Annotated in this window: 10 protein-coding genes; all 10 read right to left on the reverse strand. The window is 34.9% G+C overall.

The features are described 5' to 3' along the window. Positions 1-495 precede the first annotated feature (495 nt). Positions 496-1,176, reverse strand: a complete 681-nt coding sequence (locus SB679_RS05525) for a hypothetical protein (protein ID WP_410701245.1) — start codon at positions 1,174-1,176, stop codon at positions 496-498. Between the two features lie 9 nt (positions 1,177-1,185). Further along, positions 1,186-2,046: a dTDP-4-dehydrorhamnose reductase gene (gene rfbD, locus SB679_RS05530; RefSeq protein WP_410701246.1), complete on the reverse strand. Its 861-nt coding sequence runs from the start codon at positions 2,044-2,046 to the stop codon at positions 1,186-1,188. Further along, positions 2,046-2,531: an acyl-CoA thioesterase gene (locus tag SB679_RS05535; protein WP_034709452.1), complete on the reverse strand. Its 486-nt coding sequence runs from the start codon at positions 2,529-2,531 to the stop codon at positions 2,046-2,048. The genes rfbD and SB679_RS05535 overlap by 1 nt, the downstream gene beginning before the upstream one ends. A 68-nt stretch (positions 2,532-2,599) precedes the next feature. Beyond that, positions 2,600-3,103 carry an OmpH family outer membrane protein gene (locus SB679_RS05540; RefSeq protein WP_410701247.1) on the reverse strand — a complete coding sequence of 168 codons (504 nt, stop codon included), beginning with the start codon at positions 3,101-3,103 and terminating at the stop codon, positions 2,600-2,602. 65 nt (positions 3,104-3,168) lie between these two features. Further along, positions 3,169-3,723, reverse strand: a complete 555-nt coding sequence (locus tag SB679_RS05545; protein ID WP_410701248.1) for an OmpH family outer membrane protein — start codon at positions 3,721-3,723, stop codon at positions 3,169-3,171. An 8-nt stretch (positions 3,724-3,731) separates the two neighbouring features. Further along, positions 3,732-6,269, reverse strand: a complete 2,538-nt coding sequence (gene bamA / locus SB679_RS05550; protein ID WP_410701249.1) for an outer membrane protein assembly factor BamA — start codon at positions 6,267-6,269, stop codon at positions 3,732-3,734. 28 nt (positions 6,270-6,297) lie between these two features. Beyond that, entirely contained in the window at positions 6,298-7,047 is a 750-nt protein-coding gene (locus tag SB679_RS05555; RefSeq protein WP_410701250.1) for an isoprenyl transferase, read from the reverse strand. 5 nt (positions 7,048-7,052) lie between these two features. Next, positions 7,053-7,943: a DUF6089 family protein gene (locus SB679_RS05560; protein WP_410701251.1), complete on the reverse strand. Its 891-nt coding sequence runs from the start codon at positions 7,941-7,943 to the stop codon at positions 7,053-7,055. A gap of 213 nt (positions 7,944-8,156) precedes the next feature. Further along, positions 8,157-10,643, reverse strand: coding sequence for a polysaccharide biosynthesis tyrosine autokinase (locus SB679_RS05565; RefSeq protein ID WP_410701252.1), 2,487 nt, complete (start codon positions 10,641-10,643; stop codon positions 8,157-8,159). 2 nt (positions 10,644-10,645) lie between these two features. After that, entirely contained in the window at positions 10,646-11,491 is an 846-nt protein-coding gene (locus SB679_RS05570; protein WP_410701689.1) for a polysaccharide biosynthesis/export family protein, read from the reverse strand. Between the last annotated feature and the right edge of the window lie 11 nt (positions 11,492-11,502).

Consider the following 11,502-nt stretch of genomic DNA (forward strand, 5'->3'; position numbering starts at 1 on the left):
TTACTTGGTTGTTATATTATTTTTCAATGATCTTCTCTTCTTCCGCTTTTTACAATACCCTACTTTCTGTCGTTTCGAATACTGATTTGCGAGTGCAAAAGTAATGGTTTTTATTAAACCAGCCAAATCTTTTTAAACAAAATTTTAAAGTTTTTTAAGTAACCCTAATCTATTATTCTCTTTCAAATCTGACCCGCTCTGCGCTCCCCCTTAAGGGACTGCAAAGATACAAACTTTTTTAAATTATCAAAATTAAATCCTGATTATTTTTTTAGTTCATCCCTTATCTCAATTACTGTCTCTGCGCTACCTACTATCTCTCGTTTTCAGTGGGGCAAAGATAGAAACTTTTAACCTCCCTACCAACTTTATTTAACATAATATCCACAAAGTGGATAAGTAATTACCTAATGTTTTGATTATGAATTTTTTATATCAATCAGTGGAGTTATCCACTTTGACACGATATTCATCTTTGTCAGGGTATCAGCTTCTTTACTGCTTATTTTCAGCATAAATTACACTTAAAAATTCTGCGTAAGATTTCTCCAAACCGATAATATCTCCAGTTTTCAGGTTTAAACCGCCTACTCCGGAGGTATCTGGTTTAACTTTTAGAGATGATATCTGAAAATACAGGTTTTCATCTTTATCTTTGGGCTGGATCTTTATTGCAGATCCTAGAAGTTTTTTCGTAGAAATAGTATATACTTCTCCAGGAACTGTCTTTAGCTTTATATAAGATCGGGGTGATAAGACATAATCTTTTCTATTGATGCTTATTTTTTGTTCTTTGTCTGAAGAAGCAAAGATGTATAATGCTCCGTTCTGGTCTGCAAGTTTTTCTTTAGGCGTATAGTATAATGCCAATTTATAATTTGCAGGATTGAAGGACTGGGGCGTACCTTCTATATTTTCAAAAGGTTTTAATGAAAATGTATTGGCTCCAATTTCTTTTGCCTTCTTATATATATGTGAAAAAACTACAGCATCATCTTTTGAAAATCCCTGCACTTCTAGTTCTCCCAGATATTGTCGATCTTTTATATCTTCATTTACATGGTATAAAAATTTATCTGTGTTGTCGTTTGTTTTTTCAACTTTGTTGAGATATACATTTTGTGCATTAAAAAGCTGAATACATAAAACGAAAATGATAAGTGCTGGATTTTTCATAGTATTAAATTATGATGAAAGTGTATTTACACAGTCTTCTAAACTGTTTTCCCAATGTTTGGGTTCTATTTTATAAACCTGCTCGATTTTATCTAAAGCTAATGTGCTTCTGGTTGGCCTTTTTGCAGGCGTAGGATATTGTTCCGTCGTTAATGGGTTTAATTTCACTGTGGACTTGGAAAATTCAGCGATTTTTTTCGCAAATTCGAACCAGGTTGTTTCCGGATAGTTTGAAAAGTGAAAAATACCAAACGTTTTATTTGGAGTTTCAATGATCTCCATAATCGCTTCGGCTAAATCATTGGCATTGGTTGGCTGGCCAAACTGATCAGCAACGATTCCAAGTTCGTCTTTCTGAGAGAAAAGATTCATCATTGTTTTAAGGAAGTTTTTATTGAACTCTGAATACAGCCATGAGGTTCTCAGGATTACTGTTTTCGGATTGATTTCCAACGCTAATTCTTCTCCTTTTCTTTTGGACTGGCCATACACTCCTATTGGATTGGTGAAATCATCTTCGGAATAGGAAAGATTGGTATCTCCATCGAAGACATAGTCTGTAGAAACATGAATTAAAATGCTTTTGTGGTCTACACAAGCCTGAGCAAGATGGGCTACCCCATATGCGTTGACCGCAAATGCTTTTTCTTCTTCTTTCTCGGCAAGATCCACAGCAGTATAAGCTGAAGCATTGATACAGAAGTCTGGTTTGTGATCATAAAAAAAATCATTTACCTGATCTTCGTTTGTGATATCTAAGGTTTGTGAGTCTGTAAAAATAAATTCATATTTATTTTCAAAATCAGGAGCTATTTTTCTGATACAGTTTCCTAATTGTCCGTTTCCTCCTATTATTACTATTTTTTTCATTATGAATTTTTTGCGTTTTGCGATCTTAAAAATTTAACTCTTGACTGGAAATCTTTTTGTTCCAGATCAACATAGAATTGATGAAATGTTTCTTTTATATCTTCCGGATGTATTTCCGATTTTCTCTTTTTTACATTAAAATAGATGATGGTAACCCATAATACGGCATGGATAGTTTTCTCGTCTAAACTTTTCATCAGGATTTCCACCTTCGCCGTCCTGTCTTGTATATCAATTGTTTTGCTGCTGATGACCACCTGGGTATTATATCTTACTTCTCTAAGATATGCAATCTCATTTTGAATGGCAATCCATGTACAGCCTGTTTTCTTGGTGTATTCTTCATATGTAAACCCGTAAAATGTTTCTACGTGATCTTCTCTGGCATTGAACATATAATCCAAATACTTTACATTATTCAAGTGCCCAATAGGATCGCAGTCGCTAAACCTTACTTTTACCTTAGTTGATACTTCTTTTTCCATACGGCAAAAATAAAAAAACCGCCTCTAAAAGAGACGGTTAATTTATAAAACTTTGTTAATTTATCGAATTATTGAATTCCTAATTCTTTTTTAACAGCAGCAGTAGCGTCAGCACCACCTTTGTAAACAAAAGCAGAAGAGTTAGAATCCATTACAAATTCGAATCCGCTAGCTTTAGCTACTTTTTCGATAGCTTCATTTAACTTTTTCTCGATTGGAGCGAAAGCGATGTCTTGCTTACCTTGTAGGTCTTTTTGCGCTTTTTCTTGCATTTGAGCAATTTCTTCCTGCAACTTCTGTAATTCAGTTTCTCTAGCTTTGTTTTCCTCAGCTGTTTTCTTAGGAGCTTCTTCGCTGTATTGCTTTAGTTTAGCTTGTCCGGCGTCTGCTTTTTTCTTGATTTCAGCTTGCTTAGCATCCAAGAAAACTTTTATATCAGCATCTGCTTTTTTCTTTTCAGGCATTGCGTTAAGAACCGCCATCACATCTAAAGTAGCAATTTTTTGAGCTTTTGCCATACCTACCGATACAACCATCATTACCGCTGCAAATAATACACTTAATTTTTTCATAATTGGTAAATAAATAATTTAATTTGTTTTAGATCTTTAATTGTCGTAAAAGTTAATTTTAAATATTACTTTTTACTTTTACTATTAGTTTTTTCTTTTTTATCAGTTCCTTTTAATAATACATCCAGAACTTTATCGGTGTAGTCATATCTTTTTTGAAGAAAAATGACACTAATGTTATTGCTTTTATCAAGAACTATGCCCAATCCATTTTTTTCGGACATTGTTTTGATAGCAGTCCAGATCTGATCCTGAAAGGGTTGTACTAAGTTTGTTCTTAGTTTGGTAATCTCTCCGTTGGCTCCAAAACGTAAACTTGTTGTTGTTTTCACATTTTTGTCCAGATCCATTACTTCTTTTTCTCTCAGCTTCAGTTGATCCCCTATCAATAATACCTTTTCACTTTCAAAAGCTGCTTTTTTTCTTTCGAACTCGGACTGCAGATTTTGCAATTCAGACTGCCAGGTATCGATTTGCGAGTTTAATCTTGCTTCTGCTTCTTTATATTGAGGCAATTTATTCAAAATATACTCTGTATCTACAACTCCAATTTTTTGTGCATTGCTTACTCCGAAAAGCAACAAAAATACAAATGTGAAAATGATTTTAAAGTTCTTCATATGTATGATTATAACGATTGGTTCATCAGGAAGTGAGTCTTCCATCCAGAAGGATCAGTTCCTGAAATAGTTTTATCAAAACCATAAGCAAAGTCAAATCCAATCAATCCGAAGGCTCCCATATAAACTCTTACTCCGACTCCGACTGATCTTTTCAGCTGGAATGGGTTGTAAGTACTCCAAGAGTTCCATACGTTACCTCCTTCAGCAAATGTAAGGGCATAAATTTTAGCTGTCTGGTTCAATGAAATCGGATATCTTAATTCCAAGGTAAATCTGTTATAGATTGTTCCTCCTCCTTTTTGAGTGATATCTTCAGCTTCACCACCATAGGTAGATGCATTTTCGTATCCTCTTAAAGGAATAAGTTCTCTACCATCATATCTACCTCCAAACAAACCGGTACCTCCAACATAGAATCTTTCGAAAGGCGGTGCACCCAATTGTTTGTTATACCCATCCATGAATCCCATTTCAGCAGAAGATCTCAAGACTAATTTTCCAGCGATTTCGTTATATACATCCGCTTTGAATTTGATCTTATAAAACTCCATCCACTTATACTTTTCAGTAGGTGTCATGGTTGAGTAATCTTTATTGCTGAATAATGAATACGGCGGAGTTAATTTTGCCGAAAGTTCAATATTTGAACCTGTTGTCGGGAAAATAGGATCTAAACCTGCAGAGTTTCTGCTCAACCCTAAGTTGATACTGAAGTTATTGGCATTACCGTAATATTCTGTAGTATTTCCAAATTCAAAAGGATAATTGTTGAATGTATACTTTTGAAACTGAATACCTGTGTATAAAGAGAAATAATCATCCGGCCAGTTCAATAGTCTGTTCAGACCTACTGAAGCAGAGAATATATTTAATTTCTGAGCATTTCCGCTAACATCAGAATATTTTACTCTAGATGTATTCAAACTTACAGAAAGAGCGGTAGGTTTTGTTCCAAATAACCAAGGTTCAGTGAATGAAACTCCGTAGTTCTGGAAATACTGACCTGCCTGTGCCTGGATAGAGAATGTTTGTCCATCTCCCTGAGGTACCGGTCTGAAGTCTTTAAATTTAAGGAAATTCTTTAAAGAGAAGTTATTGAATGTTAATCCTAACGTTCCGATAAAGCTGTTTCCACCATATCCTGCCTGAAGCTGAACCTGTGATGATCCTTTTTCAACTAATTTCCAGTTGATGTCCACGGTATTATCCTGTTGGTTTGGCTGAATATCCTGTCCTACCTGTTGAGGGTCGAAGAATGACATCCCTGCAAGGTCGAAATAGGTTCTTTTAATTTCAGTTTTCTTGAAAAGCTCACCTGGTTTTGTTCTTAATGCTCTCAATACAACGTGGTCATGGGTGGTCGTGTTTCCCTGCCAGGTTACTTTATTCCAAGTTGCCTGTTCTCCTTCATTAATTCTGATCTCCAGATTAACTGCATCACCTGTTACTGATTTTTCTACCGGTGTAACGCTAGAGAAAAGGTAACCGTTGTTCATGTAAATGGATTTGATATCGGAATCATCTTCCTTACCTCCGTCTTCTCCCACTTTTTTGTTGAAACCTACAGCATCGTAGATATCTCCTTTTTTATATCCTAATAATCTTTGTAAAACATCTGTAGCATACACGGTATTTCCAGTGAATGTAATATCTCCGATATAATATTTTTTACCTTCGCTAAGCTTTACATTGATCTCGTAATTATTTCTTTTGTTTCTCCATACGGAATCTGAAACAATTTTAGCATCTCTATATCCCAACGAGTTATAGTAGTTGATCAAACTTTGTTTGTCTTCCTGGTATTTATCGTCAATAAATTTGGAAGATTTAAGAATTCCCCCGATACTAAACCTTTTTTGTTTGGTTTCTTTGAATGCTTTATTTCTAAGCTGTCGGTCGGTAACACTTGGATTACCTTCAAATTCGATATGGTCAATTTTTATTCTTTTGCCTTTATCTACATTGATGGTCCAGTCTACTAAAGCGGGGTCATTTGCATTTACTTTGTCCTGAATGGTAATTTTAGCATCTGCAAATCCTTTCTTTATATAGTCTTTCGGGATATTGGTCTTAAGGCTGGAAATCAAATTTTGGGTAATTTTTGTACCTGGCTTCAGATTGTTATCTTTTGCCATTTTTTCATTCTTTGATTTGCCAATTCCTTTTCCTTTGAATTTAACTTCTCCAAGCTCTTTCAAATCTTCAAGGTAAAATCTTAGAATAACGGTTTTACCGTCGATGCTTTGCACGTATACCTCTACTTCAGAAAAAGATTGGGTATCCCAAAGCTTTTTAACAGCAGTGCTGATTTTCTGTCCTGGAATATCTACGCTTTCACCTTTGGATAGGCCTGTAAAACGCAAGATTTGAGCCGGCGTATATTTTTTGACCCCATCTACAACGATGTCCTTAAGCGTGTAAGTTCCTGCTTCGTTTTCTGCGTGTACAGCACTATTCACTTTCGTGCTGTCCTGAGGAGTTACTTGTCCATAAAAATGCGCAGAAGCAGCAAACATTATGATGGGTAATAGTCTAAACTTCATTTTATCGAGTCTTTCTTTTCTTAAAAATTTATTGAGCTTTTATTTGCTCTCCGGTTAATCCGTATCTTCTTTCTTTGCTTTGGTAATCTACAATGCACTGGAAAAAAATATCTTTGGTAAAATCCGGCCATAGGACATTTAAAAACTGTAGTTCTGCATAAGCAATCTGCCAAAGGAGGAAATTGCTTATCCTTATTTCCCCGCTTGTTCTAATAAGCAGGTCTACAGGAGGAAAGTCTTTTGTATAAAGATAGCTTTCGAATAATTTTTCATCAATATTCTCTACATCTACCTTTCCTTCTTTCACATCAGAACTTATATTTTTTATGGCATCCAGTATTTCGTTTTGTGAGCCGTAGCTTATTGCCAATACTAAATTGCCTTTTGTGTTTTCTTTTGTAAGTTCCACAACACGCAGCAATTGTTCTTTCACTAGGGAAGGCAGTTTGTCCAAATTCCCTATAACATGCATTCTCAATCCTTTACTAAAAATCTCTTCGGCTTCCAGCAATAAAGTTTCAACGAGTAAATTCATTAAAGTATTTACTTCATTTTCTGGACGGCTCCAATTTTCAGAAGAAAATGTATAAAGCGTTAAATAGGGTATATCGACCTCATTACATGCGTTAATAGCATTTCTTACAGCATTAATGGCATTTTTGTGACCGAAAGTTCTGTCTTCGCCACGAGATTTTGCCCATCTCCCATTGCCATCCATAATGATGGCTACGTGTTTCGGTAAATTCTCAGAATTTATTTTATCTTTAATCAACGACATATTAATTAATCACAATAGCATGGAGGTCTACCAAATGAATAAGTCAGCCCTAAACTGAATGTGTTCATCCAATCGTTAGAATTTCCATCCCCAATATTTCTTTTACCGATAATCCCGGCCTCTCTTTCTTTGGAAACTGCATAATAGTTTCCAGACTGTAGCAATGAACCTCCTGTTGAAGGATTCAAAATATCTGCATTATAAGAATACTTTACATCTTTAGAAAGCACTTTGCTGTGATCAAGCTGATCAGTCAAGGTATATCTAAATGTAGCTTCTGCAAATATTGCCCAGCTATGGTTAAATTTATATTTCAAACCTACCCCAAAAGGAATATGTACGGTTGTCTTTTTTCCTACTGAATATTGTGCAGTGGTTGTAAAATCCAACTCATTAATAGGAGCCTGCGCTACCCCATCTGCATCTCTTCTAAAATCATTAACAAGCGTTGCCTTAGGAGCATCAAACATCAAAGCACCGATCCCTCCAAAAATGTATGGACTCAACATGCTTATCTGATCATTATTCACTGGTAAAAAATTGTATTCAAACACTAAACTTGCTTCGTACACATTATTCTTTCCGAATGCATTTCTATTTTTTCTATATTCTTCTTTAGCAACTTTATCACTAAACTGAATCTGGTTATATCCCAAGTCCAATCTAACAGTCTGATGCGGATTAAAATTAAATCTATATAATAAACCTCCATAAAATGGAACTCCCCATTCTGACACTCTATCTAAATCCAACGGCTTTTGTAAAATATAATTGGTTCTTCCTACGTCCCCTACTAGGTTACTCATACCCAGACGAATTCCCAATTCGTTTCTTTGTGCTTTAACACTTACCAATCCTAAGAGGGCAAGAAAGCTAAACAATAATTTTTTATTCATAAAAGAATACGGATTTATGGTTATTTTAAAATTTAATTTTTGCAAATATAAAACATTTTTATATTAATGATAATCTTAATGTTTAGTTAAAAATAAACAAAAAAACATAATTTGTTATAAAGTAAACGATAAAGTGGCAAAAATATTCTTTTTTCGATAGAATGAAAATGATCAAAGTATGAAAAAACCCCCATTACATGAGGGTTTAAAACTCTATTTTTTATTAAATATTGTCTGTATCTTATTTCTTATTTTAATCAATAAAGGTTCTTTATAATTTTTATCTTCATCAAAATATCCATATCCATACCCGTATCCGTACCCATATCCGTACCCTTGTTTGGTATTATAGTCATTATAAATAAGCCCTAAATGCTCGATTTCATCGTTGTGATACTTTTCTGTTATCATCTTCAGCATATACTTTTCTGTATATTCATGACGAACAACATAGATATTGGCATCAGATTGTTTCATTAATTCATAGGAATCTGCTACCAAACCTACTGGTGGAGAGTCAATGATGATATAATCATACTTTTCTCTCAAAGCGTCAATAAATTTAATATTTTTTTCGCTCATTAAGAGTTCAGAAGGGTTTGGCGGGATGGGTCCCGATGTGGCCACATCCAGGTTCGGAACTTTCGTTTTATTGATAATCTGTTCTATAGATACTTCTCCTGTCAGATAATTGGAGATTCCATATTTATTGTCAATTTTAAAATCTCCGAAAATTTTCGGCTTTCTTAAGTCCATTCCTAACAGGATCGTCTTTTTATCACTCAATCCTATTACAGAGGCCAGGTTAATAGAAATATATGTTTTTCCTTCCCCTCCAATAGATGATGTTATCAGTATTACTTTTCCTTTTTCACCATCATTATTCATCAGGAATCTCATATTAGCCCTGATTCCCCTGAATGATTCTGAAACCGATGATTTCGACTGTTCCAGCACGGTAAGCATGTTTTCATTGGTATTGTTTCCAATAACTCCAAGTAATGGAATTTTCGTTGCGCTCAATAGTTCTTTGATATTCCTGATCTTACTGTCAAGCAATTCACCGATTAGAATAAACAGTAACGGCAGAAGTAATAATCCAAACATGATCGCTGCTTTGGTTGCTTTCACATTAGGACCGATTGGCGACTGTCCCAGATTCTTCGCAGGGTCAATTACAGTAATATCAGACTGATTGGTAGCTACTTTCATCTGAGCTTCATTCTGACGTCCCAACAAGCTGTTATAGGTTGCTTCAATCATATTATACCCTCTTTCTGCATCCAGATATCTTCTTTCTTTTTCAGGATATGTTACCAAATCAGAGTTTGCTTCTGCTACCTGTCGGTCAATCTTGTTAATTTCTTCGTAATATCTCGTGTAATAATTCCTTAAAGTTCCTGAAGAACTCATTTTGGCATCATCAATAAGCCTGTTGATTTCCTTCATTGGTTCGGAATTCGGTTTATAGATCGCCGCCATTTCTCTTTTCTTAAGATATAACGCTTTCAACTCGGTTACAGATGCAGAGAAAAGTCCATCTTCAAAACCTGCCGCATTGGTACTGATCATCTTGTCAAAATTCTGCGCCTGAAGGGTATTTTTAATATTATTCAGTGAACTTATTTTGCTTAAGATGTCAGCTTTTTTAGCTTCAAGATCTTTGATCGCCTCCAGAGATTTTTCGTCTCTGTCTTTGATATTATAAAGTTTTTCGGATGTTTTTAAATAATTTAAAACATTGGCGCTGGAATCTAATTTCTTACGTATACTGCTAAGATTCCCCTGAAGATAAACTTCTGTATTTTTATTAACTATATTCTTATCAGCCAATCTTTTTTTCTGAAGCTCTGTTACAGATTTATTCAAAAAGTTAACCGTACTGTTCAGATTATATCCTTTTTTGGAAATAATCATAATGGTTCCGATTTCTTTATCAAAATCTACTCCTGTTGTAGAAACAATTTCGTTAACGCTATTGTTTACCGAACTCAGATTTATGATAATATTATCAAGTTTAATGTTGGATGCAACTGGATTGGGAAGCAGCCTGAATCTTAGATTCGGCGCATCATACCATTCATTTATCTTTATGATCTTATTAGCGGGTCTATTATAGCTGCTAATAGATTGATATCCTTCTGATTCGTAGCTGTACAGACTGGTAGATTGTCCTTCTTCCGGTAAAACTACTTCATAGGTACCATTTCCTTTCGGTATCACAGTAATAGGATAGTCAATCTGCTGAAGATGTTTTTTGTCAATTTGCAGAAAAATAGGAGAATCATCTTTATCCAGATAGGTAGATTTGATCATTCCTTTAGTAGAATAATTAACAAAAAGGTCCAATTCTTTTACCAAAAACTCATTGTGAGATCTCGACAAAAGCATTTTTTTTAGATAAATTCCATCCTGATTCCCGTTTTGTCCCCAAATGAAGTTGATGGATTGATTAGGAGTAAAATAACTTGCCGTATTATTCGATACACTTAGGGATAAATTGGATGCATAAATGCTCTGTGCATAGTATTTGGTATATACCCAAGAAGCAAGGTATCCAATACTCAGCATCAGAACGAACCAATACCAATTTTTGAGTATTCTTCTCAGAAAATGCTCGATATCAAATAATGCAAATGATCCATACTTCTCTTTCGGAGAATCTTCTCTCCCTACTTTAATGTCTTTTCCTGGAATCATGATTAAAGGTTTTTAAGAAGTAGGTAAATTGATAATGCTGTAGTAATTACGGACACACCGGAAATTAAAGTCTGTATAGGATCTTTTCCAAATCCATTCAAGCTTTTCGCTCTGGTATTCAAATAAATCTCGTCCCCATTTTGTATGTAATAATAAGGAGAATTCATAACATCTTCACGGGTAAGGTCTATTTTTGCCACCTTAATCCCTTCCGGTAGTTTTCTATGTATGACAATGTTTTTTCTGTCAATGGTTCTGTTAAGTCCTCCATTAATAGCCAAAGCTTCTGTAATATTGAGGGTGTTTTTATGGGCTACTTTCTCTCCTGAAAGAGCTGTAGTTTCCACATCTCCAAGAATATAGTAGGTAATTCCGTCTGTATTCAGTCTTACTTCCGATTTTCCTTCCTGAAAGTTTTCATTTACTTTTTCCTGAATCTCTTTGGTCATATCCTCAAGGGTTCTTCCTTCCGCTTTTATATAACCAATTCCAAAGACATTTATATCTCCGTTGGAGTCAACTTTCAATCCGTTAAAATAGAAATTTGTATTTCCACCCGTGCCTGACGCTCCTCCTGTTGCAGGATTATTCGATGAGGCAGCGCCTCCTCCTCCTGAAGTATTAAACGAAGAGTAAAATTGTGCAGCATCACCTTTGGGAGTGGTAACAATATTCAAATTGAGTATATCGTTTTTCGTAATTCTGTAGGTGGGAATATTATAAGGGATAAGGCCTTCTTCGTTAATTACCAGACTTTCGTTTGGCTGCATATACCTCACATCTTTTGTTGTAATGCAAGATGTGATCAAAAAGGGTACTATTAAAAATAAATACTTAAAGTTCTTCATCATATTTGAAT

This window comes from Chryseobacterium sp. SIMBA_029, assembly GCF_046535275.1.
Lineage (GTDB): Bacteria > Bacteroidota > Bacteroidia > Flavobacteriales > Weeksellaceae > Chryseobacterium.

What these genes read in the sequence shown, in the direction of transcription:
- SB679_RS05525 (WP_410701245.1), bottom strand. Translation starts at nt 1,176, where the DNA reads ATGAAAAATCCAGCACTTATCATTTTCGTTTTATGTATTCAGCTTTTT.
- rfbD (WP_410701246.1), bottom strand. Translation starts at nt 2,046, where the DNA reads ATGAAAAAAATAGTAATAATAGGAGGAAACGGACAATTAGGAAACTGT.
- SB679_RS05535 (WP_034709452.1), bottom strand. Translation starts at nt 2,531, where the DNA reads ATGGAAAAAGAAGTATCAACTAAGGTAAAAGTAAGGTTTAGCGACTGC.
- SB679_RS05540 (WP_410701247.1), bottom strand. Translation starts at nt 3,103, where the DNA reads ATGAAAAAATTAAGTGTATTATTTGCAGCGGTAATGATGGTTGTATCG.
- SB679_RS05545 (WP_410701248.1), bottom strand. Translation starts at nt 3,723, where the DNA reads ATGAAGAACTTTAAAATCATTTTCACATTTGTATTTTTGTTGCTTTTC.
- bamA (WP_410701249.1), bottom strand. Translation starts at nt 6,269, where the DNA reads ATGAAGTTTAGACTATTACCCATCATAATGTTTGCTGCTTCTGCGCAT.
- SB679_RS05555 (WP_410701250.1), bottom strand. Translation starts at nt 7,047, where the DNA reads ATGTCGTTGATTAAAGATAAAATAAATTCTGAGAATTTACCGAAACAC.
- SB679_RS05560 (WP_410701251.1), bottom strand. Translation starts at nt 7,943, where the DNA reads ATGAATAAAAAATTATTGTTTAGCTTTCTTGCCCTCTTAGGATTGGTA.
- SB679_RS05565 (WP_410701252.1), bottom strand. Translation starts at nt 10,643, where the DNA reads ATGATTCCAGGAAAAGACATTAAAGTAGGGAGAGAAGATTCTCCGAAA.
- SB679_RS05570 (WP_410701689.1), bottom strand. Translation starts at nt 11,491, where the DNA reads ATGAAGAACTTTAAGTATTTATTTTTAATAGTACCCTTTTTGATCACA.